At 70.3% G+C, this 25,667-nt stretch carries 12 protein-coding genes and 1 pseudogene; 8 read left to right on the top strand and 5 right to left on the bottom strand.

The genetic code is table 11. The features are described from left to right. Nucleotides 1–179 precede the first annotated feature (179 nt). The gene (locus tag ACQP1S_RS20925; RefSeq protein ID WP_432898135.1) at nt 180–13,481 is read left to right on the top strand and encodes an amino acid adenylation domain-containing protein; all 13,302 of its coding nucleotides are present in this window, start codon (nt 180–182) and stop codon (nt 13,479–13,481) included. A 217-nt stretch (nt 13,482–13,698) separates the two neighbouring features. On the opposite strand, the gene ACQP1S_RS20920 is transcribed toward ACQP1S_RS20925, so the two are convergent. From ACQP1S_RS20920 to ACQP1S_RS20910, 3 genes are all read right to left on the bottom strand, one after another. Then, on the bottom strand, nt 13,699–14,127 hold the full coding sequence (locus ACQP1S_RS20920) for a cold-shock protein (RefSeq protein ID WP_432908164.1): 429 nt from the start codon (nt 14,125–14,127) through the stop codon (nt 13,699–13,701). A gap of 358 nt (nt 14,128–14,485) precedes the next feature. After that, nucleotides 14,486–15,883, bottom strand: coding sequence for an acyltransferase family protein (locus tag ACQP1S_RS20915; RefSeq protein ID WP_432898132.1), 1,398 nt, complete (start codon nt 15,881–15,883; stop codon nt 14,486–14,488). A gap of 83 nt (nt 15,884–15,966) precedes the next feature. Continuing rightward, on the bottom strand, nt 15,967–17,055 hold the full coding sequence (locus ACQP1S_RS20910) for an alpha/beta hydrolase (protein WP_432898129.1): 1,089 nt from the start codon (nt 17,053–17,055) through the stop codon (nt 15,967–15,969). Between the two features lie 254 nt (nt 17,056–17,309). On the opposite strand from ACQP1S_RS20910, the gene ACQP1S_RS20905 reads away from it, so the two are divergent. Both ACQP1S_RS20905 and ACQP1S_RS20900 read left to right on the top strand, forming a co-directional pair. Continuing rightward, entirely contained in the window at nt 17,310–18,461 is a 1,152-nt protein-coding gene (locus tag ACQP1S_RS20905; protein WP_432898126.1) for a sensor histidine kinase, read from the top strand. Further along, the gene (locus tag ACQP1S_RS20900) at nt 18,458–19,123 is read left to right on the top strand and encodes a response regulator (RefSeq protein ID WP_091254085.1); all 666 of its coding nucleotides are present in this window, start codon (nt 18,458–18,460) and stop codon (nt 19,121–19,123) included. The genes ACQP1S_RS20905 and ACQP1S_RS20900 overlap by 4 nt, the downstream gene beginning before the upstream one ends. Nucleotides 19,124–19,246: 123 nt before the next feature. Here the strand turns inward: ACQP1S_RS20900 and ACQP1S_RS20895 are convergent. Beyond that, nucleotides 19,247–19,351: pseudogene (locus ACQP1S_RS20895) on the bottom strand (hypothetical protein); the annotation flags it as partial. A gap of 476 nt (nt 19,352–19,827) precedes the next feature. Between ACQP1S_RS20895 and ACQP1S_RS20890 the strand changes: the two are divergent. Next, a complete protein-coding gene (locus ACQP1S_RS20890) occupies nt 19,828–20,568 on the top strand; it encodes an FkbM family methyltransferase (RefSeq protein ID WP_432898123.1) in 741 nt (246 codons plus the stop codon). 108 nt (nt 20,569–20,676) lie between these two features. On the opposite strand, the gene ACQP1S_RS20885 is transcribed toward ACQP1S_RS20890, so the two are convergent. Further along, a complete protein-coding gene (locus ACQP1S_RS20885) occupies nt 20,677–21,726 on the bottom strand; it encodes an alpha/beta fold hydrolase (RefSeq protein WP_141723269.1) in 1,050 nt (349 codons plus the stop codon). A gap of 164 nt (nt 21,727–21,890) precedes the next feature. On the opposite strand from ACQP1S_RS20885, the gene ACQP1S_RS20880 reads away from it, so the two are divergent. From ACQP1S_RS20880 to ACQP1S_RS20865, 4 genes are all read left to right on the top strand, one after another. Beyond that, nucleotides 21,891–22,106 carry an MbtH family protein gene (locus ACQP1S_RS20880; protein ID WP_091254065.1) on the top strand — a complete coding sequence of 72 codons (216 nt, stop codon included), beginning with the start codon at nt 21,891–21,893 and terminating at the stop codon, nt 22,104–22,106. A gap of 116 nt (nt 22,107–22,222) precedes the next feature. Next, nucleotides 22,223–23,821, top strand: a complete 1,599-nt coding sequence (locus tag ACQP1S_RS20875; RefSeq protein ID WP_432898118.1) for a lysine 5,6-aminomutase subunit alpha TIM-barrel domain-containing protein — start codon at nt 22,223–22,225, stop codon at nt 23,819–23,821. After that, the gene (locus tag ACQP1S_RS20870; protein WP_091254057.1) at nt 23,814–24,590 is read left to right on the top strand and encodes an OAM dimerization domain-containing protein; all 777 of its coding nucleotides are present in this window, start codon (nt 23,814–23,816) and stop codon (nt 24,588–24,590) included. Before ACQP1S_RS20875 ends, ACQP1S_RS20870 begins: the two co-directional genes overlap by 8 nt. Further along, nucleotides 24,587–25,627 (top strand): hypothetical protein, encoded by a 1,041-nt coding sequence (locus tag ACQP1S_RS20865; RefSeq protein ID WP_432898115.1) that lies wholly within the window; start codon nt 24,587–24,589, stop codon nt 25,625–25,627. The genes ACQP1S_RS20870 and ACQP1S_RS20865 overlap by 4 nt, the downstream gene beginning before the upstream one ends. The last annotated feature ends 40 nt before the right edge of the window (nt 25,628–25,667 follow it).

Below are 25,667 nucleotides of genomic sequence, written 5' to 3'. Positions count from 1 at the left end.
GGGCGTCCGCCACTCCCACCGAGCTGGTTGGTCCGTTCAACTGCCGTGCCTCGGCACTTGAACGAATGCACGTGCCGGGTGGGCCTGCCAGACCTTTCGATGGGCTCGTCCAATACATGGATCAAACACCTGTTGTCGGCGAGAGTGGCCAGCGTCCCGGCATCGCGAGGAGGAGCCTGATGATCCCGTTGTCGTACGCTCAGCGCCGACTCTGGTTCATCGAACAGCTCGAAGGCCCGAGCACCCTCTACAACCTCGCCCCGTTGGTGCTGCGGCTGCACGGCGATCTCGACCGGGTCGCGTTGGGTTCAGCGCTGCGCGACACCCTTGACCGGCACGAGGTTCTGCGCACGCTGCTCACCGTCGTCGACGGGGAGCCCCAGCAGCGCATCGTCTCCGTCGACGAGCTGGGGTGGCAGCTCACCGAGGTGACGACGGCCCCGGACGAGCTCGACGCGGCCCTGGCCGACGCGCTGGGCCACGTCTTCGACCTGGCGCGTGAGGCGCCAATCCGCGCCTGGCTGTTCACCACCGCCCGGGACGAGCACGTTCTCGCCGTCGTGATGCACCACATCGCGTCCGACGGCTGGTCCATCGGCCCGCTCATTCGCGACCTCGCCACCGCGTACACGGCCCGCCACACCGGGCAGGAGCCCGGCTGGTCCGCGCTGCCGGTGCAGTATGCCGACTACGCGCTGTGGCACCAGGAACTGCTCGGCGACGAGCGCGACCCGGAGAGCCTCGCCGCGCAGCAGCTCGCCTTCTGGCGACGGTCTCTCGCCGGGATCCCGGAGGAGCTGACGCTGCCGTTCGACCGTCCTCGCCCGGCCGTGGCCGGGCACGACAGCCACGTGGTCGCACTCGACCTGCCCGCCGACGTCCACGCCCGCCTGGCCGAACTCGCCCGGCGCGAGGGCGTGACCATCTTCATGGTGGTGCAGGCCGCGATCGCGGTCCTGCTGTCCCGGCTCGGCGCCGGCACCGACATCACGATCGGCACTCCCGTCGCCGGCCGCACCGAGGTAGCCCTGGACGACCTTGTCGGCTTCTTCGTCAACACCCTGGTCCTGCGCACCGACCTGACCGGCGACCCCACCTTCACCGAGACGCTGGCCCGGGTCCGCCGGTCCACCTGGGACGCGTTCGAACACCAGGACCTCCCGTTCGACCGGCTCGTCGAGGATCTGTCGCCGACCCGCTCGCTGTCGCGGCACCCGCTGTTTCAGGTGATGTTGACGGTCAACAACGTGGATCAGGGTGCCCAACCGGCCGCACCGTTCCTTCCCGGTCTACACATCGAGTGGGACGACATGGCCGCCTCGGCGGCCAAGTTCGACTGCGAGTTCACGTTCGAGGAGGTCAGCGACCCCACCGGTGCCCCAGCGGGGCTGCGCGGCACGCTCGTGGTCGCCGCCGACCTCTTCGACGCCGCCTCCGCCCGGCGGATCGCCGACCGGTTCGTTCGCGTGGCCACCGCCGTCTGCACCGAGCCGCACCGCCGTCTGAGCGTCATCGACCTGCTCGACGACGCCGAACGGCGTCAGCTCCTCGTGGAGTGGAACGGCAGCCCGGTCGAGCGTCCGGCCGCGACCCTGCCTGAGCTGTTCGCTGCCCAGGTCGCGCGCACGCCGGACGCCGTCGCGGTGCTGATGGGCGACACCACCCTGACGTACGCCGACGTCGAGACGCGCTCGGAGGAGGTGGCCCAGCTTCTCCTGGCGCGGGGGGTGGGCCCGGAGTCCGTGGTGGGCGTATGCCTGGAGCGTGGCATCGACCTGCTGGTCGCCCTGCTCGGCATCCTCAAGGCCGGCGGGGCCTACCTGTCGATCGATCCGGCCTACCCGACCGACCGGGTGGCCTTCATGATCGCCGACGCCGTTCCGGTGGCCGTGATCACCTCGCCGCAGACGGAGGACGTGCTGCCACTCGGTGTCGCACGGCTGTCGGTGCACGACCGGGTTGCCGTCGGGACAACCGTGCCGCGACCCCCGCTACGCCCCGAGAATCCCGCGTACGTCATGTTCACCTCGGGGTCCACCGGCCGCCCCAAGGGCGTCGTCGTCGAGCACCGCAGTGTCGCGAACCTCGTCGCCTGGGCCCGGGAACGCTTCGGCGGTGCCAGCTTCACCCGGGTGCTCGCCTCGACGTCGCTGAACTTCGACGTGTCGGTGTTCGAGCTGTTCGGGCCGCTGGTCAGCGGTGGCAGCATCGAGGTGGTGCCGGACCTGCTCGCGCTGGCCGACCAGGATCGCGAGTGGGACCTCAGCCTGGTCAGCGCCGTTCCATCCGCGCTCGCCCAGGTGTTGACCGGTGGCGTCCGCGCGACGGTCGGCACTGTCGCGTTCGCCGGCGAGGCGCTGACCCCGCGGGCCGTCTCCGACGTGCGCCGAGCGCTGCCGGGCGTGCGGGTGGCGAACATCTACGGACCGACCGAGGCGACGGTCTACTCGACCGAGTGGTATGCCGACGGCGACCTCCACGGCACGCCCCCGATCGGCCGCCCGGTCACCAACACCCGCGCCTACGTGCTCGATGGCGGGCTTGCTCCCGCTCCGGTCGGCGTCGCCGGTGAGCTGTACCTCGCGGGCGCCGGGCTGGCCCGCGGCTACTTCGGACGCGCCGCGCTGACCGGCGAGCGGTTCGTGGCCTGCCCCTACGCCGCCGGCGAGCGGATGTACCGGACCGGCGACCTGGTGCGCTGGAATGGTGATGGCCAGCTTGAGTACCTTGGCCGGACCGACGACCAGGTGAAGATCCGGGGCTTCCGGATCGAACTGGGCGAGGTCCAGGCGGTGGTCGCCGACCACCCGGACGTCGCGCACGCCGCCGTCGTCGCGGTCAACCGGCACGCCGACGACGACACCGACAAGCGGCTCGTCGCATACCTCGTTCCGGTTTCCGGCGCCGACCGCGCCGCGCTGCCCGGTGCCGTGCAGGCGTACTGCTCCATCCGCCTGCCCGGCCACATGGTGCCCTCGGCCTGCCGCGTCCTCGACGCGCTCCCGCTCAACAGCAGCGGCAAGCTCGACCGCGCCGCCCTACCGACGCCCGAATTCGCCGCCGCCGCGAGGAGCGGCCGCAGCCCGGCGGACGCCCGCGAGGAGTTGCTGTGCGCTGGCTTCGCCGAGGTGCTCGGGGTGGACCAGGTCGGCCTCGACGACGATTTCTTCGCCCTCGGCGGCCATTCACTCCTCGTCGTCCGGCTCGTCGACTGGCTGCGGCAGCGTGGTGTGACCGTCTCGGTCCGGGCACTGTTCCAGACTCCGACCCCGGCCGGTCTGGCCACCGCCGCCGGTGCGCGCCCCGTCGAGGTGCCGCCGAACGCCATACCGGAGTCTGCCGACCGGATCACTCCCGAGATGCTGCCGATGGTGGCGCTGACGCAGGACGAGATCGACCGGATCGTGTCGACGGTGGACGGGGGTGCCGCCAACGTGGCGGACGTCTATCCCCTCGTGCCACTGCAGGAGGGCATCCTCTTCCACCACCTGCTCACCGAGGAGGGCGGACAGGACGCCTACGTCCTCCCCACCGTCCTGGAGTTCACCGGACGTGACCAGCTCGACCGGTTCCTGGCGGCGTTGCAGCACGTGGTCGACCGCCATGACGTCTTCCGCACCGCGGTGCTCTGGCAGGATTTGCCCGAGCCGGTGCAGGTGGTACGCCGGCACGCCCGCCTGCCGATCACCGAGATCAGCCTGCGGCGGGGTGATCCGGCCGAACTGGTCGCCGCCGTGGGTTCGGCGATGGACCTCGGCCGGGCGCCGTTGATCGACACCCACGTCGCCGCTGTGCCCGGTGCCGCCACCTGGCTCGCGCTGGTCCGGATCCACCACCTGGTCCAGGACCACATGGGTCTCGACCTCGTCGTGGCCGAGGTGCAGGCGTTCCTGGCCGGCCGGGGCACCGACCTGCCGGCCCCGGCACCGCTGCGCGACTTCGTCGCGCGGACCCGCGCCAGCGGCACCGCGCACGAGCAGCATTTCGCCGACCTCCTCGGCGACGTCACGGAGCCGACCGCGCCCTATGGCCTGCTCGACGTTCGAGGTGACGGCTCTGGCCAGGTCCATGCCGGTATCCGGCTCGACGACGAGTTGACCAGCCGGCTGCGTCAGGTCGCCCGCAGGCTCGGCACCAGCCCCGCCACCATCATGCACGTCGTGTGGGCCCGCACGGTGGCCACCCTCGCCGGCCGCGAGGACGTCGTCTTCGGCACCGTCCTCCTCGGGCGGATGAACACCGGCGCCGCGGCTGCCCGCGTCCCCGGCCCGTTCATCAACACCCTGCCCGTCCGCGTCGACGTCGGGCAGGGGACCGCTCGGGAAGCCGTGGTCGCCATGCGCGACCAACTCGCCGGCCTCATCGAACACGAACACGCCTCCCTGGCGGTCGCGCAGCAGGCCAGCGGAGTCGCCAGCGAGGTCCCGCTGTTCACGGCGCTGTTGAACTACCGGCACAACGAGGCACCCGTCGTCGATCCGGAGCCCGACGTCGACGTCGACGGCCCGCGAATCGTCCTGTCCCGGGAGTACACCAACTACCCGCTCATGCTCTCCGTGGACGACTTCGGCGACGGGATGAGCCTCGCCGTCGAGGCGACTGCGCCGATCGACCCGGCCGCCGTCGCCGTCCTGGTGCGGACCGCGACCGTCGGGCTCGTCACCGCGCTCCAGGCCGACGACGACGCCCCCCTCGCGGACGTCGCGGTGCTGGACACCGACGAGCGGCGGCGGGTGGTGGAGAGCTTCAACGACACGACGGTGGCGTATGCGGGCGGAACCCTGGGGGAGCTGTTCGAGGCGCAGGTGCTCCGGTCGCCGGACGCGGTGGCGGTGGTGTTCGAGGGCGTGGGGCTGACCTACGCCCAATTGGACGCGCGGGCGTCAGCGGTGGCCCGGTTCCTGGTGGGACGCGGTGTAGGGCCGGAGTCGGTGGTGGGCGTACGGATGTCACGCGGCGTCGACCTCGTGGTGGCGTTGCTGGGCGTGGTGAAGGCGGGCGGGGCCTACCTGCCGATCGACACCTCCTATCCGGCGGAACGGGTGGAGTTGATGGCCCGGGACGCGGCGCTGGTTCTGGAGTCGGTCGAGGGTCTGGATGGCCCACCGGCATCGGTGCGGGTCGACCCACGACACCCCGCGTACGTGATCTTCACGTCGGGTTCGACGGGTCGCCCGAAGGGCGTGGTGAATTCGCACGAAGGGATCGTCAACCGGTTGCGGTGGATGCGGGACCGCTGCCGGTCCGGCGCGGGCGACCGGGTGTTGCAGAAGACACCCTTCACGTTCGATGTCTCGGTCTGGGAGTTCTTCTGGCCGTTGGTCACGGGGGCCACGTTGGTGGTGGCCCGACCGGGCGGTCATCAGGACCCGGCCTATCTGGCGGAGCTCATCCGGACCGAGCGGATCACCACCGCGCACTTCGTGCCGTCGATGCTGGAGGCATTCCTGCCGCACGCGGCGAGCTGCGCGGGGCTGACCCGGGTGATCTGCTCGGGGGAGGCGTTGCCGCAGGGCGTGCAGGACCGCTTCTTCGAGCTGCTGCCCGGCGTGGAGTTGCACAACCTGTACGGCCCGACCGAGGCCGCCGTGGAGGTGACGGCGGCCCGCTGCCAGGCGGGTCACCCGGTGACGATCGGCGGGCCGGTTCCCAATACGCGTACCTACGTGCTGGACGCGCGGATGCGACCGGTGCCGGTCGGGGTGGCGGGGGAGTTGTACCTGGCCGGGGTGCAGGTGGCGCGGGGCTACGCGGGTCGGCCGGGGCTGACCGCCGAACGGTTCGTGGCATGTCCCTTCGGTGGGCGGATGTACCGCACGGGTGACCTGGTCCGATGGACCCCCGGCGGGGAGCTGGAATATCTCGGGCGAACCGACGACCAGGTCAAGATCCGTGGCATGCGCGTCGAGCTGGACGAGGTGCGGGCCGCGGTGGCCGGGCACCCAGGTGTGGCCGGTGCCGCGGTGGTGGTCCGCGACGGGCGGCTGGTGGCGTACGTCGTCGGTGTGGATGCCGGGGTGCGGGAGTTCGTCGCGGCACGGCTGCCCGACTACATGGTGCCGACCGCGGTGGTGGTCCTTCCCGCGTTGCCGGTGACTGCCAACGGAAAACTCGACCGCGCGGCGTTGCCGGCGCCGGAGTTCAGCACGGGACGCGGACGCGCGCCGGCCAATCCGCGCGAGGAGCTGTTGTCCGCGGCGTTCGCGGAGATCCTGGGGCTCGACGACGTCGGTGTCGACGACGACTTCTTCGCTCTCGGCGGTCACTCCCTGCTGGCGGTGCGGTTGATCAGCCGGGTCCGGACCCTCCTCGGGGTCGAGGTACCGCTGCGGGCGTTGTTCGACGCGGCGACGCCGGCGCGCCTGGCCGCCCGACTCACCGGCGCCGACCAGGCCCGCGCACCCCTGACCGTCACCGAACGCGCCGGCCGGGTGCCGCTGTCGTACGCCCAACGCCGGCTCTGGTTCATCAACCGGCTGGAGGGGCGGAACCCCTCGTACAACATGCCGGTGGTGCTCGACCTCGAAGGCGTACGCCCGGAGGTGCTCGAGGCCGCGCTGCGGGACGTCATCGGCCGTCACGAGGTGCTTCGGACGATGTTCCCGACCATGGGGGACGAGCCCTACCAGCACGTGATCGACATGGACGCCCTCGACTGGTCGGTCACCGTCGCCGACGTGCCGGACCTCGACGCGGCCGTCGCGGAGGCGGCGGCGCACCCGTTCGACATGCAGCGCGAGGTGCCGATCCGGGCCTGGTGGTTCAACGAGGCGGTGCTCGTCGTCGTCGTGCACCACATCGCCGCCGATGGCTGGTCGATGGCCCCACTGGCCAGGGACTTCTCCACGGCGTACGCGGCCCGGCTCGCCGGTCGGGCACCGGGCTGGGCGGCGCTGCCCGTCCAGTACGCGGACTACACCCTGTGGCAGCGACGTGTCCTCGGCGACGAGGATGCCCCGGGCAGTCTGCTGTCGCAGCAGGTCACCTACTGGCGGCAGGCCCTGGCGGGCGTCCCGGAGGAGCTGGCGTTGCCGTTCGACCGGCCGCGTCCGTCGGTGGCCAGCCACGGCGGGCACGTGGTGCCGATCGACGTTCCCGCCAAGGTCCATGCCCGGATGATCGCGCTGGCGCGGGCGCAGGGCGTGACCGTGTTCATGGTCATGCAGGCCGCCCTCGCCCTGTTGCTGTCCCGGCTCGGCGCCGGCACGGACGTACCGATCGGGTCGGCGCACGCCGGGCGTTCAGACGACGCCCTCGACGACCTTGTCGGCCTGTTCGTCAACACAATCGTGTTGCGCGCCGACCTGTCCCTCGACCCAACCTTCGCCGAGCTGCTGCTCCGGGTACGGTCGCGGGTGCTGGCTGACGCGGAACATCAGGACGTGCCGTTCGAGCGGCTCGTGGAGGAACTTGCCCCGACCCGGTCCGTTGCCCGGCATCCGCTGTTCCAGGTGGTGCTCACCAAACTGGACACCGTGGAGGCCGCCCTCGACCTGCCGGGCGTGGTGGTGTCGGGCCGGGAGGGCGGCACGTCGACGGCGAAGTTCGACCTCGACGTGCTCGTCGGCGAGGTGTTCGACCGCGACGGCGCCCCCGCCGGCCTGCACGGCACCGTCACCGTCGCCGCGGACCTGTTCGACCGGCCCTGGGCGCAGCGGATCGCCACCTGGTGGGCGCGGGTCCTCGACGCCGTGACCAGCGACCCGCAGCTGCGGGTGCACGCCGTGGAGATCCTCGGCGACGACGAACTGGCCACTGTTCTGCGGACCTGGAACGACACCGCGGTCCCCGCCGAGCCGACGCCGATCCTTGAGCTGTTCGCTCGGCAGGATCCCGCCGCGGTCGCCGTCGTCGTCGACGGGACCCCGACCACGTACGGCGAGCTGGACGCACGGGCCAACCGCATTGCCAACTATCTGCGGGCCCAGGGCGTCGGTGCGGAGACCGTCGTCGGGCTGTGCCTGCCGCGCGGCGTGCAGATGGTCGCCGCGATCCTCGGCGTCTGGAAGGCGGGTGCGGCGTACCTGCCAGTCGACGCCCATCAACCGGTCGCCCGGATGGCGCACCTTCTCAAGGACAGCCTGGCGGTGCTGGTCCTCACCGACCATGACCTGTTCGACGAACTGCCCGCCGGCCGGGTGCGGATCGTCGCCCTGGACGACGGGATCCTCGCCCGCTGCGCCGAGACGACGCCGCATGCCACGGTCCACCCCGACAACACCGCCTACGTCATCTACACCTCCGGCTCGACGGGTCGCCCGAAGGGCGTCGCCGTGAGCCACCGGGCCCTGGCCAACTACGTCGCCTCCGTCCCGGACCGGCTCGGCTTCGCGCCAGAAGGTGGCCGCTACGCCCTGCTGCAGGCGCAGATCACCGACCTGGGCAACACCATTCTGTTCGCCAGCCTCACCCGCGGTGGCGAGCTGCACATCCCGTCCGAGGACGTGGTCACCGACCCGGTGAAGGTGGACGCGTTCCTGCGGGACAACGCGATCGACTACCTGAAGGCCGTGCCGTCCCACCTCGCCGCCCTCACCGCGGCCGGCGCCGACGTCATGCCGCGGCGCGCCCTGGTCCTCGGCGGCGAGGCGGCCGACCTCGCATGGGTCCGCGAGCTCCTCGCCAAGGGCACCGTCTACAACCACTACGGTCCCACCGAGACCACCATCGGCGTCCTCACCACCCGGCTCGAGCCGGGCGACACCGTCCCGATCGGCACGCCCATCGGTGACATCCGCGCGTACGTCCTCGATGCCGCGCTCCGGCCGGTCCCCGTCGGCGTCGCCGGTGAGCTCTACATCAGCGGCCCGGGAGTAGCCCGCGGCTATGTGAGACGCCCGGGGCTGACCGCGGAACGTTTCGTCGCCTGCCCCTACGACGGTGGCGGCCGGATGTACCGGACCGGTGACCGCGCCCGCTGGAACACCGCCGGGCAGATCGAGTTCCGGGGCCGCACCGACGACCAGGTCAAGATCCGCGGCTACCGTGTCGAGCTGGGCGAGGTGCAGGCCGTCGTCGCCGCCCATCCCGAGGTCGATCAGGCCGCCGTCGTCGCCCGTACGGATGACGGCGGTGAGCAGCGCATCGTCGCCTATGTCGTCAGCGAGGACGCCGAGGACGACCTGCCGGGCTCGGTGTCGACGTTCGTGGCCGCCCGGCTGCCCGCCCACATGGTGCCGGTCGTCGTCGTGCTCGACGCCCTGCCGCTCACCAGCAACGGCAAGCTCGACCGGAAGGCACTACCGGCCCTCGGCCTGACCGCCACCGCCGATGCCCGCCGACACTCGACCGACGTGCGGGAGGAGATTCTGCGCGTCGCGTTCGCCGAGGTGCTGGGCCTGCCCATGGTGGGGCCCGACGACGACTTCTTCTCCCTCGGCGGCCACTCCCTGCTCGCCGTGCGTCTCATCAGCCGGATTCGCACACTGCTCGGCGTCGAGGTCGAGGTCCGGGTTCTGTTCGAGTCACCGACGCCGGCCGGGCTGCTGGCCCGGCTCGCCGAGGCGGACGAGGCCCGCGCACCGCTCACCCCCCGGCCACGGCCCGACCGGGTACCGGTTTCCTACGGACAGCGGCGGCTGTGGTTCATCGCGCAGCTGGAGGGGCGCACCTCCACCTACAACATCAGTAGGTCCGTCCGGCTCACCGGCACGGTGCACCCGGAGGTCGTCGAGGCCGCCCTGCGTGACGTCCTCGACCGGCACGAGGTGCTGCGTACCGTCTATCCGGTCGTCGACGGCGAGCCGTACCAGCTGATCCGCGACGTGCGTGACCTCCCGCCGTTGCTGACCACCGTCACCCACCCGATCGAAGCCACTGCCGCCGTCGCGCTCGCCGAGGCGAACGAACTCGACCTGTCCACCGACGTGCCGCTGCACGCCTGGCTCTTCACCGAAGGCCCCGACGAACACCTCCTCGTCGTCGTCGTGCACCACATCGCCACGGACGGCTGGTCGTGGGCGCCGCTGGCCCGCGACTTCGCCACCGCCTACGCCGCGCGCAGCGAACACCGCGCCCCCGACTGGGCGCCGCTGCCCGTGCAGTACGCCGACTTCGCCTTGTGGCAGCACGAGGTGCTCGGCGACATCGCCGACCCGGGCAGCGTCATCGCCCGGCAGGTCGCCCACTGGCGCGACGCGTTGGCCGGTGCCCCCGAGGAGCTGTCGCTGCCATTCGACAAGCCCCGCCCGGCGGTCGCGAGTCATCGGGGCCACGCCGTGCCGGTGCACATCCCGGCCGAGGTGCACGCCCGCCTCATGGAGATCGCCCGCACCGAGGGCGTGACGCTGTTCATGGTCCTGCACGGGGCGCTCGCCACCCTGCTGTCCCGGCTCGGCGCTGGCGACGACATTCCGATCGGCTCGGCCATCGCGGGACGTACCGACGAGGCGCTCGACGGGCTCGTCGGCTACTTCGTCAACACCTTCGTCCTGCGTGCCGACCTGTCGGGCGACCCGTCGTTCGGCGAGACGCTGCGCCGGGTACGAGAGACCAGCCTGGCCGTGTTCGGCAACCAGGACGTGCCGTTCGAGCGGCTCGTCGAGGAGCTGGCGCCCACGCGCTCGCTCGCCCGCCACCCGCTGTTCCAGGTGATGCTGCTGCTGGAGAACACCGCGGAGGTCACCGTCGACCTGTCCGATGTCGACAGCGGCCGGGGAGCGCCCGGCGGTGCGGCGACGGTCAAGTTCGACCTGGACTTCAGCATGGCCGAGACCCGCACGGCGGACGGCGCACCGGCCGGACTCGTCGGCCGGCTCACCGGTGCCGTCGACCTGTTCGAGGCCGCCTCGGTGGAGCGCATCGCCGAGCGGTGGGCCCAGTTGCTGCGAATGCTCGCCGCTGACCCGGCGCTGCGCCTCGGTGCCGTCGACCTCTTCGAGGAGGCCGAACGCCACCAGGTTCTGCGCGACTGGAACGACACCGCCCTCGACCGGTCGGGCGATACCGTCGTCGCACTGTTCGAGGCGCAGGCGGCGCGGACGCCGGACGCCACCGCGGTGGTGTTCGCCGCCGTCGAGCTGACGTACGCACAGCTCGACGCGCGGGCGAATCGGCTCGCGAGGTACCTCGTGGAACGCGGTGTCGGCCCGGAGTCGATCGTCGCCACGGTCTTCGAGCGGACCGACGACCTGATCGTCGCGTTGCTCGGTGTCATCAAGGCCGGCGGCGCGTACCTGCCGATCGATCCGGCCTACCCATCGGACCGCACCGCCTACGTCATCGCCGACGCGGGTGTCGTGTGCCTGCTCACCAGCACCGAACTGCGCGATCACCTGAGCGGCTTCGGCGTCGACTCCGCCGGCGGCGTTCCGGTGGTGTTCGTGGACGCTCCGGACGTCGCCGCCGACCTGGCCGGGCGCGATCCAGCCCCGCTGGGCGTGGCGCTGCGCCCCGAACACCCGATGTGGGTGATCTACACCTCTGGCTCCACCGGGCGGCCGAAGGGCGTCCTCGTCGAACATCGCGCCATTGAGAACTTCCTCGTCGCGATGCAGGACCGGTTCCGCCTGAGCGTCGATGACCGGCTCCTGGCGGTGAGCACCGTCGGGTGCGACATGGCCGGCTTCGAGTTCTACCTGCCGCTCGTCACCGGTGCGCGGATCGTGCTCGCCTCGCAGGACCAGGTGCTCGACCCGTGGGAGCTGCGCCGGCTCGTCCGTGACTCCGGGACCACCATCGTCCACGCGACTCCCAGCCTCTGGCGTGGCCTCGTCGCCGACACCGACGATCCCGTCGACTGGACCGGCGTCCGGGTCATGGTCGGTGCCGAGGTGCTGCCCACGGACCTCGGCCGCACGCTTGTGGAGCGCGCTGGCGGTTTCGACAACCTCTACGGCCCGACCGAGACGACGGTCTGGTCGACCGCACGGCACACCACGACGGACGCGGTCGACATCTCCGCGATCGGCGGACCGGTCGGCAACACACAGGTCTACGTGCTTGACGCGCACCTTGCCCCGGTGCCGCCCGGAGTGGCCGGCGAGCTCTACATCGCCGGTGACGGGCTGGCCCGCGGCTACCTCGGCCGGCCGGGGCTCACCGCCGAGCGGTTCGTCGCGCGTTCGTACGCCGACGCTGGCGAGCGGATGTACCGCACCGGCGACCTCGTACGCTGGAGCGCCGACGGTGAGCTCTCCTTCGTGGGCCGCGCCGACGACCAGGTGAAGGTACGCGGGTTCCGGGTCGAGCTGCGCGAGATCGAGGCGGTGCTCGCCGCCCACGAGGGTGTCGGGCAGAGCGCCGTGCTGCTGCGGGAGGACACCCCGGGGGACCGGAGGCTCGTCGGCTACGTCGTCCCGGCCGACGGTCGGGACGTCGATCCGGAACTCGGGCAGCTGGTCCGCGCCGCGGCACAGGATCGACTGCCGGGGTACATGGTGCCGGCCGCGATCGTGGTTCTCGACCGGTTCCCGCTCATGCCCAACGGCAAGCTGCATCGTAAGGCGCTGCCGCGGCCCGAGTACGACACCGGCGACGTTGCCCGCACTCGCAGCGACGCGGTGATCGAGGACACCCTGTGCGAGGTGTTCGCCGAGGTGCTCGGCGTGCCGAAGGTCGGGGCCCACGACGACTTCTTCGCCCTCGGCGGGCACTCGTTGCTCGCGGTGCGCTGGGCGGAGCTGCTGCGCGAACGGGGCCTGACGTTCGCCGTACGCGATCTCTTCGTTGCGCCGACGGTCGCCGCGCTCATCGAACGGATGGATCTGTCCACGATGGCGGACGGGCTGGACGTCCTGCTGCCTATCCGGACCAAGGGTGATCAGCCGCCGGTCTTCTGCCTGCCGCCCGCCGGCGGGCTCAGCTGGAGCTACAGCCCGCTCTCCCGGTTCGTGCCGAAGGACACCCCGCTGTACGGGTTGCAGGCGCCAGGTCTGGACGGCAAGCGCCCGCTGTCGACGTCCCTGCGCGATGCCGCCACCGTGTCGCTCGAGCACATCCGTTCGGTGCAGCCCACCGGGCCGTACCACCTGCTCGGCTGGTCCTACGGCGGCGTGCTCGCCCAGGAGATCGCCGTGCAGCTACAGGCCGCCGGTGAGACCGTCGGAGCGCTGATCATCCTTGACCAGTACCCCAAGGACCCGGGAATCCAGGCGGTTATCGGCGACGAGCCCGCACCCGACGAGGAGACCCAGCTCGCGGCGCTCACCGAAGTCGTGCGCAAGGAGGCCGGTGCCGTGCTCGGCAACGCTCCCGACGAGGAGCTGCGCCGCTTCGCCGTCCTTTGGCGCAACAACTTCACCTGCATCAACGCCCACGAGTACGGCCGGTTCGACGGCGACGCGCTGCTGGTCGTCGCCGACCGGAACATCCCGGAGGGCGCGCCGACGGGCGAGTTGTGGAAGCCGTACATCACCGGCGAGATCAGCGAGGTCCGACTGCCCTGCGGGCACGAGGACCTGAACACTCCGGCCATGCTGGGCCAGATGTGGGCCGCCGCCGCGAGGTGGTTGGGTCGGAACGGGGACGCGGCCAGCAGCTGACCCGTGGTCGGAGGCCGGAGCGGCACGCACCGCGGCGGGCCGGTCTGGCACCTGGTCGACGCCAGCCGGGCAGGTGTGGCGCCCTCACCTGGGCGCCGCCTGCTGCTGGCGGCCAACCTCCTGCTGGTGAGGGCACGAACGCCGATGACGGCTGGTCCCGGGCCACGGTGCCCGGGACCAGCCGTCGCCTACGCGTTGACGCGGGGCACGCCGCGCGTCAGCCGTCCACCCAACCGTGGGACCGGCCGAACTCGATGAACCTCTTGCGTACCTCGATGATCTGGGAGCCGGTCAACGACGGCGCGCACTGCAGGAGCATCTCGGTCACGGCCCCGACGAACTCGGCGGATGCGAGAACGTCGCACATCTCTTCGTCGCCGTCCGTGCGGACCCGAGATCGGATCTCGTCTCCATTGGGTGACGCGGGCGGTGTCTCGGCCGTCTCCAGAACTCGGACCGACCGGGCGCGCAGCCCGCGGTCGCCATCTACGGCGTCATACTCGATCGGCAGGCCGATCCGCACCAGTTGGCGTTGCTCGCCGAAGTCGTTGGCATGGAAGAAGACGTCCTCACCGCCGCCCGTCGGGGCGATGAACCCATAGCCACGCACATCATCGAATCGGATGATCTTACCCACAGAAGACATCACACCACCACGTATGCTCAAACGCCTGAACGCCTACCGACAAGGTTGCCATCCGGGTTCACGCAGGTGAACCGGTTGGCGGTGAAGGACCTACGGGTCCTTCGGTGACGCACTACGTGACGCCCTGTCCAAATCCCGTATCTGAACACGCGTCCATTCCCACAGACTTCCGCACTATTACCCAGCATCTCCCGACGGGCGGACCCGACGCCATTGCCCGGGCTTGTCGGGGGCCTATTCCCTGGCCCCAGGATGACGATCTCCCACTGCCCTCCCCAGGTGGTCAGGATTCACCACTTCCACCACGCCCGGGAACCCGATGGTCGGGGATCACGCGGCGAAGCATGGCGCGATCATCTTACGCCGGCGAACCGAACCCGTCTGCGACGGAACACGCGCGAATGCCATCGCGGGGGCAATGGCGCCGCCTGCCGATCGGTCCGGCGGGGCCGCCGCACGGACGTGTCCAACTGCGGACCACCCCGGTTGTACGACAGCGGTACGCGCATCGAGGGCCGTCACCGAGCCCGCGATCGTTCCCGCTACCCGCGCCGGCCGCCACCGGGCAGCGCGCGCTCATGCTCCCCTGGAGGGAAGGGCTCCCCGTTCTGTCGAGGTCTCGGTGTCGTCGCCGACGCGCCCAGCTCGTCCGACCCCCGGTCGGCGGGTGTCGCGGCGAAGCCCGGTGGAAGACCGCCACCAGGCCGGCCAGGGTCAGCAGGAACAGCGGCACCCACACCAGGCGGTGCAGCAGCCACCGGCCGTCGGGTGTGTCGAGCAGGCCGGGCAGATGCCGGCCCACGAGCAGGCCCGCGAAGACCACCAGCAACATCGCGGTCTGGTGCCAGCAGAACAACTCCATCGCAGTCCGGTTCAGCAGGGTGACCGTCCTCGCCAGCCGGGGGCGACGCAGCGGTCCGGCCAGCCTCGCCCGCAGGAGCAGGAATACCCCGAGTTGGGCGAACGCCAGTGACACTGTGAAGAGCGACGGCGGGTCGAGGTTGGACCACCGGTCCCCGGGAACGCCGACGGCGCTGGCGGGATACCCGACCACGAGCACCAGAAGCGCCCCGGCCGTGCCGCCGAGGGCCAGCAGGCCCGCGCCCGCATACCGGGGCAGTCGGTTCTCGGCCATCGCGATACCCAGCAGATAGGGCACCGACCAGCCGATCACGGTGACCGCGATCTTCCACCCGAGCGGCAGACCGTTGGCGCGCAACCCGTCGGTGATCCCGACGACGCAGATCGCCGGCAGGATCGACCACAGCCCCCACCGGGCCACGAGCTTGATCAACGGCGTGGTGAGCGCCACCAGTGCGAGGTACACCGGCAGGAACCACAGGGGATGGGTGACGAGCGACGTGACGACGTGCTGGGTTCTCGCGGGTGCGTCGATGGCGTCCAGGAGCAGCAGAGCCGGCACCCACACCGCGGCGAACAGCAGCAGCGGCCGGACCAGACGGTGGTACCGCGCGCCCAGCCGTGGCACCCGCGCCCAGCGGCCCCGGTGGCCCTCCCGCGTGCCGGTCGGGTCCGCCTTCGCCCGCCGCCGCGACCGGGCGGCCGCGTAACCGCCGGCGAAGAAGAACAGCCCGAGGGTCTGCAGGAACCAGCTCGCCGGCGCGAACTGCGGGACGTACGACAACGGGCTCTCGCCGTGCAGCGTCGACGGCAGGTAGGGGTCACTGACGATCGCGGAGACCATCCAGTGCCCGAGCACCACGCCCAGGATGGCGACAGCCCGCAGCGCGTCCACCGTATGGTCGCGATGGGCCGGTGTCGACGTTCCGTCTGTCCGCTCAGGTGCCACACCCGGGATGGGCCGTCTACCGGTATCGGTCATGGTGTCTCCCGTGCGTCGGTGCCGAGCAGTGCGATCGAGGTGAGGCTGGCCTGCGACCGCGTTCCCACCGCCAGGTAGTGATCGTGGTCCGGAACGTCGTCGGCGGGGAAGATACTGGCCCCGAATCCCGGTGTGGCCGGCTGGGTGCCGTGGCCGAGGCCGCGCAGGCGGGCACTCGGCACCCAGCGCATGTTGTCGCGCGGGGAGAGCGCGGCCCAGACGCGTGCCTCGGTACCCAGATCCGTTGCCCTGTCCACCCCCATGCCCGGGCTGCCGAAGGCCGCTATGTCGGTCACCTGGACCGGCAGCCGGTGCGCTGCGAGGCCGATCACCGTCGATCCGTAGCTGTAGCCGAGCAGGGCGATCGTGGCTTGCGGACGGAGCAGGGTCAAGCCGGCTACGAAGCGCTCCAGGGCGGCCGCTCCGGTCTCGGCCAGATCCTCACGCGCGGCGGAGAGGTCCACCCCGTCCGGGGCGTCGTATCCCAGCCAGACCACGACCGCGAAGCTCTCCGCCGGTACCTGGTAGCCATGCGCGGAGTGGTACAGGTCCTGGCCCTGCGTCGAGGGGGACCGTGCGGGTTTGCCGCCGACGCCACGCCAGAAGTTGCCAGCTCGGTTGCCGGCCCCGGGCACCAGGACGGCGATTCGATCCGCGTGGTCGAGGTCGCCGAAGACCTGGGCGACCTGGCCCTGCCCTCGGGGGTCGAACAGGAGGTACTGTCCGGCCCGGTCCCCGTACGGCGGACCCGCCAGCGCCATCGCCCGCCGGTTCGCCTCGTACCGCAAACCCGGCGGAGCGCCGTCCAGATTTCCGACCACACCCGGGTACGCGGCCGCCAGTCCACGCTGCTCCTCGGCATCGAGGGAGGCGAGGAACGCCCGGATCTCGGCCGGCTCGGCACGCGTCGGGTCGGGCAGGTGTCGGGGATCGGCGAGCCAGGCCGCGGCGCCCACCGGCGGGGTCACCCGCACGGCGCCGGACGGTGGAAGCAGGTTGGCGGCGGTCGGTGCGAGAGATATCAGGACGCCGGTCAGCCCGGTGAGCAGGCTCCTGCGCCAGCGGCGGGGAACAGGACGGGTCACCGCTGTCTCCGGTCGGTGCCGATCCGGACGTCGGTGACGAGACCTGCGGTATTCACGCCGGACTGGTCGACAAGTCGGTGCATACCTCTGACGGTGTCAAAGACGGGCAGTGATTGTCATCGGTCCGTCGATGACACTGAGGTGCCCGGGTTAGACCACTGGCTTAGGTCCGCGGACTGATGATGACGGCTGACGGGGCCGGATAGGATCGGCCCATGTCGGTCGTTGCCCCTGCTCAGCTGCCCAAAAGGGTCTTGGGGCGGTCCCCTTCCTGGCTCGTCTGGGGCAGCTGCGCCCTCTCACCCCTGCTGCTGTTCCTCTGGGTGAAGACCGGCAATCCGGCGAACTGGCCCCTTGGCCTCCGCTTCATCGTGCCCAGCCTGCTGATGGCGCTGCCGGTCGTCGGGCTGCGTCGCCGCCCGTTCGTCGCGCTGGCGGTGATGTTGCTCGACGTGGCGTTGGTGGAGCTGTTGACGTCCTCGGCGGTGATCTACGACGCGCAGTTCCACAGCGTGCTACGCACCATCCAGACCGCCGCGCTGGACGTCGCGGTCGGTTATGTCGCGGCTTTCCGGAACCGGCGGATCTCGGTGGCCACCGCGGCCTTCGTGCTGGTCGTGCAGCTGACGGTAGCGGTCGCGTTGCAGATCAGTCCGGCGGACCTCAACGAGCGGGTGACACAGAATCTCCTCGCCGTGACGGTCGCCTGGATGGTCGGCAACTCGGCGCGGCAGCGCCGGTTGTTCGCCGAGGCGCAGCGGGTCGAGGCCGCGGCGAGCGCGGTACAGGCCGAACGGCTACGGATCGCCCGGGAGCTGCACGACGTGGTCGCGCACTGTGTGGGGGTGGTCGCGATGCAGGCCGGCATGGCTCGACGGGTGTTCGACACCCAGCCGGAGGAGGCCCGCAACGCGCTGACCGAGATCGAGCAGACTGGCCGGGAGACGCTGGTGAGTCTGCGCCGGATGCTCGGTTCATTGCGTCGTGCCGACCTGAGCTCCGGCTCTGCACCACTGGATCCGGCGCCGCGCCTGAGCGACCTCGACCAGTTGGCCGAGCGGTCCCGGGCCCTCGGCGTGCAGGTGGAGGTCCGGTCGCGCGGCGCAGATTCACCCCTGCCGTCGGACATCGACCTGTCCGCGTATCGGATAATTCAGGAAGCGGTGACCAACGTGGTACGGCACGCCGATGCACGGCATTGCGAGGTCGTCGTCGACCGGCGACCGGACGAGTTGTCCATCCAGGTGATCGATGATGGCCGCGGCGCGGCCGGCACGGGCACCGGCTTCGGCATCGTCGGGATGCGGGAACGGGTCAGCCTGCTCGGCGGGGAGTTCGATGCCGGCCCTCGCCCCGAAGGTGGGTTCCGGGTGGAGGCCCGGATTCCACTGGTTCCCGTCCGATGACCGTCCGCGTGGTGCTGGTCGACGATCAGCCGTTGATCCGGAGCGCGTTACGGATCCTCATCGTCGACAGCGGCGACCTGACGACTGTGGGGGAGGCCGGCACCGGCGACGAGGCGGTCGCCGTGGTGAGCCAGACGCGGCCGGACGTGGTGGTGATGGACATCCGGATGCCGGGCATGGATGGCATCGAGGCGACCCGGCGCGTGATGGCCGGCCCCGACGCTCCCCGGGTACTGATCCTCACCACGTTCGACGACGACGAGTACGTGTACGCCGCGCTGCGCGCCGGTGCCAGCGGCTTCCTGGTCAAGGACACCGGACTCGACGAGATTCTCAGTGCCATCCGGGTGATCGCCGCCGGTGAGGGCCTGATGGCGCCGCGGGCGACCCGGCTGCTGATCGAGCAGTTCGTCCGGGGTCCGCAGTCCGCCCCGCCGCCCGTTCCGAGCCGCAGCGCCGACATCATCACCGAGCGGGAGCGCGAGGTGCTGACGTTGATCGGTCAGGGTAAGGCCAACAGCGAGATCGCCAGCGAGTTGTGGATCAGTGTGGCCACGGCCAAGGCCCATGTCGGCCGACTCTTGACGAAGCTCGACGCCCGCGACAGGGTGCAGTTGGTGATCATTGCCTACGAGATGGGGTTGGTCTCCACGTCCCGCTGAGGCGCTGCCGCCGACACCGGCGGCCACGGCCGCCAGGGTGCCGGTGCCCGGTGTGCCCGCCCGCCCAGGCCCCGGCGGAAGTCGACCGACCCGGGTGTTGGCACCCGGCACCAGCACGGCGATCCGGTCGGCATGGCACAGGTCGCCGTACACTACAGCTATCCGGCCGGCGTCCTCGTCGAACAACAGGTACTGCCCCTCCCACGAACGGTACGGCCCGAGGCGCATCTGTTGACGGTTCGCGGCGTATCGCAGTGCCGGTGGCGCACCCTCGAGCTGCCCGACGACGTCGGGGTGGCGGCGGGCGAGCTCCGCACCCTCGGCGGGGACGAGATCGGAGAAGAAGCGGCGCACCGCCACCGGGTTGGGCCGGGACAGCGGCCACCCCGGTCGGTCGACACCGGGCGCGTTGGGGTGGACTGCCGGAGTAGGGCCAGCAGTCCGGGGCGGGCGGCCTTCCCGGCGGCCGGGTCCGCGGTGGCGGTTCCCGGGCGGACGAAAGGCGGCCGCGGAGATTTCTACGGGAGGGTGGAAGTCACCCGCCGGCAGTGCCGTACGACCGATGGTCTGGGCATCCACCCGGTGATGAATACCCTCGCGGAGATGTCACCCGGGGGCGTAAGCCCCCGGGGGGTGCCGCTCCGGTAGACGATTGTCTAGTGTCGTGCGTGATCTCACGACCCCTGAATGTTGCGGAGAACTGGATGCCCGGCCTCAACCGACCGGCCCTCACCCACGCCCTGACCAACCTGGTTGCCCGTCACACGCGCTTCCTGGACAATGAGCTGCCGACCATGCGTACGCTTGTCAAGCGCGGTGACGTATGCATCGACGTCGGGTCCGCCGCGGGCGTCTACACGCAGGCGCTCTCCCACCTCGTCGGCCCCAGCGGGCTGGTGCACAGTGTGGAACCGCTGTCGTTCTCGCACCCGCTGTGGACCCGGGTCTTGGCCGCCAAGGAGCGGCCCAATGTGCGGTATCATCCGATCGCGTTGGGTGCCGAGCCGGGCCGGATGGCGATGCGGGTGCCCTTCGGCCCAGGCGGGGCGGCGACGAGCCGCTCATTCCTGGACTGGCACTCGCAGGGCGTCGGCTCCAACGACGAGTTCACCCACCACGCCGACGTCATGGTCGACGTGCTCACGCTCGACGGCCTGGCGGAGAAAGTCGGTCTCACCAGGCTCGATTTTCTCAAGATCGACGTCGAGGGTGGCGAGCTGCACGTGCTTCACGGCGGTGTGCAGACCGTCGAGAAGTACCTGCCGAAGATGTACATGGAGATTGAGGAACGGCACACGGCCCGGTACGAGTACGGACCGGACGACATCGTGAAGTGGTTGCGCGAGCGTGGGTACACCATGTATTCGTGGCGCAACGGCTGGCACGCGACCGATCGGGTGCACGATCGCGTCAACAACTACGTCTTCCGGGTGCCGCCTCGGTAGGGCCGGTCGGCGTGGCGGTGACATCCCACTGACGGCAGCCGGCGAGGACCGGTAGGACAGATGGCAACGACCATCCGCCGGCCCTTGCCGGCCGGGCCGTGCTGTCGTTCAGGCGCTTACCCGGGCCGGCGCACCGCCGGCCCGCTCGCAGACCCGGACGAACGGCAACTCCTCGATCGGCCGCTCCTCGAAGTGAGCGAGGAACAGGTCGGCGGTTTCGCGCGGTCGTTCCAGGTGAACCATGTGGTCCGCGTCGGCGATCAGGGCGAAGACGCCGTGCGGGCTGGTCCGGGCGACCCGCCGCGAGATCTCGGGCGGGGTGTACGTGTCGTGTTCACCGGTGACGACAAGCAAGGGGGTCCGGATCGCCGGCTCGGGTTCGAGGTGATCGCGGGCCATCAGGCGCAGGGTGTTCTGCACGTACTTCTCGGCCTCGTCCGCCGTGATGGTGCTGAAGCGGCGATTGAGGATCCGGTCGACCCCGACGCGGTGCACGACGGTCCGGTCGGTGTCGGGGCACATGAACAGCGCCACCGTCGCCGCCGCGAACTCTTCCATGCGCTGTTCCCGCAGCAGCGTCAGGCTGTGTTCGACCGCTGGACGGATGGCATCCGGGATCGAGGTCAGACAGGCCAGGACGACGAGGTGGCCGACCAGTTCGGGATGACGCTGGGCCATCCGGTATCCGATCATCGCCCCGTAGGAGCCGACGGCCATGTCGACGTGTGTCACACCGAGTTCGTCGAGTCCCTGACGGAGGGTGTCGACCAGGAAGTCGGTGTCGTAGTCGGCGGGCAGGGTGTCCGCCGACCCTGAACCGGGCAGATCCACGGTGATGACGGGCCGCGCCTCAAGGAGGAACTGCTCCAGCCTGCCCCACGACTCCTTGCGTTGGAACGCGCCCCCCACCAGCAGGACAGGGACAGCATCGGACACCCGCCCGACGACCGAACGAGTCTCGAAAACGAAGCCATCCCGAATGTGCTGACGGACAGTTACCTCTGGCTTGCTGCTCATGCTGATTCCTCTCTGACGACGACGGCAAGAGGGATGCGGCTCCTGGATGCCGATCGCTTTCAGCGGTGCCGAAACGTCCGTGGACGTGGTAATGAGCCACTCAAGCGGGCGGGCACGACTGCGGCGGGCCGTGTCGTTCAATTGCCCCTGCTCGTCAGTTGAACAGCGCCGTCGGAGCGTCTGCCAGGTGTTCGCCCGCACGCGTCCACACGATTGATCGGCCTCGGCAGATGGCCCATAGTCGTCGGCGACGTCCCTGAATTGTCGCTTCGGCGATCAGTTCGCGGTGAAGAGGAGACTGCACAGTGACGAATCCGTTCGAAGACCCCGACGCCAACTATCTGGTACTCGTCAACGACGAGGGGCAGCATTCATTGTGGCCGGTCTTCATCGAAGTCCCCGCTGGCTGGGAAACGGTTTTCGGTGAGGCGGGTCGACAGGACTGCCTGAACTACATCGAGAAGAACTGGACCGACATGCGCCCGAAGAGCCTGATCAAGGCCATGGAGGGCAACGGCTGAGGTCCGGCCGGATCCACTGCGTTTCCGGGGCGCCGGGCTGACAACCCGTGCGCCCCGGCCCTGGTGCACCGCGGGGACGTCGGCGACTCGTCGCCGGACAGCCGCGCACTGTGCTGATGGCGTCTCCTCGATCTGCCCCGGGAGGGTGCATGCGTTCGAAGCTCGGCCTTGATGTCGGCCTGGCCGACTCGTGCCGTGAGGTGGCTGCGGAAATCGCCCGTGACGTTGGCAAACGGACCGCCGGTAGGACCACCGTGTCGGTGGAGCGCACCATCGCCCGTCTGCTCGGTGTGGACGGTGTCGACGCGCTCGACGTGCCGCTGCCGAACGTCCTCGTCGACCAGATCGAGGAGCACGGCGGGCTGGCCAGGGGCCTGGCCTACTGGCTCGGCAACGCCATCATCGCCACCGGTGCCGAGCCGCTGGAGATCGCCAAGCTGGTCGGCGCGGGCGAACTCGACCTTCACCACCTGCCCCTCGCCGAGGACCACCGGATTCGGCAGACCATCCGACAGCATGCCGCCGCGGCGCTGGAGAAGATCCGCGGCACCCGGGCCGAGCGTGCGACGTTCCGGGCCGGCCTGGACGGCGGCACCGCCGACGCGGTCGAGACCTACGTGCTGACGGCCACCGGCAACGTCTACGAGGACGTCGCGCACGCGGAGGCCGTCGCGGAGAACGGCGGGGACATCGTCGCCGTCATCCGGTCCACCGCGCAGAGCCTGCTGGACTACGTTCCCTTCGGCCCGACCACCGAGGGGTTCGGCGGCACCTTCGCCACCCAGGCGAATTTCGCCATCATGCGCGAGGCGTTGGACCGTTGGTCGCGGGCGAATGGCCGCTATGTCAAGCTCTCCAGCTTCTGTTCGGGCCTCTGCATGCCGGAGATCGCCGCCATGGGGGCCATCGAGGGCCTGGACAACATGGTCAACGACGCCCTCTACGGCATCCTCTACCGGGACATCAACCTGCGCAGGACGCTCATCGACCAGCGCTTCTCCCGGATGATCAACGGCTACTTCGGAGTCGTCATCAACACCGGCGAGGACAACTACCTGCGGACCGCCGACGCGGTCACCGCGGCGCCGTCCGTCGTCGCCTCCCAGATGATCAATTACTTCCTCGCCCGGGACAGTGGCCTGCCACCCGAGCAGATCGGTGTCGGCAACGCCTTCGAGATCCACCCGGACGTCACCAACGGCCTCCTGTACGAGTGGGCGCAGGCGCAACTGACCCGGGAGCTGTTCCCGGACTGTCCGGTCAAGTACATGCCGCCCACCGTGCACATGAACGGCAACCCGTTCCGCACCCATGCCGTCGACAGCCTGTTCAACCTTGTCACGGTCGCGACCAAGCAGGAGATACAGACCATCGGCGTACCCACCGAAGGTGTCTTCACCCCGCACATCCACGACCGCGTCCTCGGGTTGGAGAACACCCGTTACGTGGCCAACTTCGCCCGGGATCTCGGCGACGAGATCGAGTTCCGCCCCGGCGGCATCATCCAGACCCGTGCCGCGCAGGTGCTCGCCGAGGCACATCAGATGCTGCTGGAGATCGCCGAGATCGGGCTGTTCGACGCGATCGGCAAGGGCTACTTCGGCAACGTGTCCCGGCACTACGACCACGGCCGCGGCGCCGAGGGCATCGTCGAGTTCGACACCGGTTACTACAACCCGTTCATGGAACTGATGGGGGTCGACCTCGATGCGTGAGACCGCTGACCTGTCCGCAGTCCGGCCGTACGGTGACCACCTCAACGACGGCCTCGTGCAGGTGACCTTCACCCTCCCGGTGCCGTACGGCCTGGCGGCCCGGCACGCGGCCCTGGAACTGGCCCGCACGATGCGGCTCACCGAGCCGGAGGTGGTGCACTACCAGCGGCTCTGCGACGGCTACACCTACTTCGTGGTGATCGGTCAGTGTCGGCAGTCGGTCGACTTCGCCACCCTGCGCGAGGGCGCGTTCGACATCCAGTACCTCACCGAGCACGAGATCGATCGGTTGATCGAGGAGCAGATCGGCCGGCGGGTCGTCGTGATCGGCGCCAGCACGGGCACCGACACCCACAGCGTCGGCATCGACGCGATGCTCAACCTCAAGGGCCTCGACGGCCGGCATGGGCTGGAGGCCTATCACGGCTTCGAAGTCCACAACCTGGGCAGCCAGGTGCCCAACGCCCGACTGGTGGAGCGGGCGATCGCGGTGAACGCCGACGCCATCCTGGTGTCGCAGACGGTCACCCAACAGAATCTGCACCTGCACAACCTCACTGAGCTGGTGGAGATCGCCGAGGCTGAGGGGATCCGGGACCGGACGCTGTTGATCTGCGGCGGGCCGCGCGTCTCCCACGAGCTGGCCAAGGAGTTGGGCTTCGACGCCGGGTTCTCCAAGGGCACCTACCCGGACCACGTCGGCACGTACATCGCCAAAGAGCTGGTGGCCCGCCGTGCCATCGCCTCGACGACCGCGACCGCGGGGTGAGCGCCCACCACCTGGCCGATCTTGTCACCGAGGCGCAGCGCGTCGCGGTCATCGGCCTTGCCAAGAACACGGGCAAGACCCGTACCCTGGTCGCGCTCCTGGCCGAGCTGCACCGGCGCGACCGTACCGTCGGGCTGACCTCGGTGGGACGCGACGGTGAGGCCACCGACGTGGTCGACCCGCGGATCACCAAGCCGCGCATCCCCCTACCGCCGGGTGGCCTGGTCGCCACGGCGGAGCCGTTGCTGCGCGCCGCGGGGCTGCCGTACGAGGTGGTGAGCCGCACGGGCTACTCGACGCCCCTCGGGCAGACCATGATCGCCCGGCTGCCAGCCGGCGGCGCGGTCGAGGTGGCGGGCCCCAGCTCCAACCGTGGCACCGCCGAAGTGACCGCGGCGATGCGGGAACACGGCGCCGACATCGTGCTCGTCGACGGCGCGATCAACCGTCGGGCGGCCTCCTCACCGACCGTCGCCGACCTGGTGCTGCTGGCCACCGGCGCCGCCCTGCACACCGAGTTCGCGCAGGTGGTGGAGCAGACTGTCGCAGCGGCCGAGGTCTTCGCCCTGCCCTGTTCGGGCGACTCGGCGGTGTACGGCGCCGCCGCGACAGCGGCGGGCAGCGTCGCGATCACCGGCTCCGGAGCGGTCGTGCCCGTCGACCGGGCGCTCACCCTGGGCGGCGCCGGCGCCGACCTGAGCCGATTGTTGGCGGGGCCGGACGGGGCACGGCACGTCGTGCTGAGTGGCGCGCTGTGCGAGTCGTTCGCCGAGGAGATCCGGCGCGCGGCGCGCGGCCGCAAGGTGTCCCTCGTCGTGACGGACAGTTCCAAGGTCTTCCTGGCCCAGCGCACCAGCGACTGGTACCGCCGGCAGAACGTGTCAATCGAGGTGCAGAAGCCGACGGTGCTCGCCGCGGTCAGCGTGAACCCGGTCGCGCCGTTCTCGCATCGATTCGACTCCGTCGCGCTGCGTACCGAGCTGTCCGCCAGGCTGCCCGGCCTCTACTTCTGCGACCTTGGGCCGCACGTCGACTGATCGCGCGGAAGGTAGCGCACGGGTCACCCGGCCCGGTCGG

It is taken from the genome of Micromonospora matsumotoense, assembly GCF_050951065.1.
In the GTDB taxonomy this organism is placed as follows: Bacteria; Actinomycetota; Actinomycetes; order Mycobacteriales; family Micromonosporaceae; genus Micromonospora; species Micromonospora matsumotoensis.
Note: the sequence above shows the minus strand (reverse complement) of the source record. Positions and strands in the feature narration are given on the sequence as shown.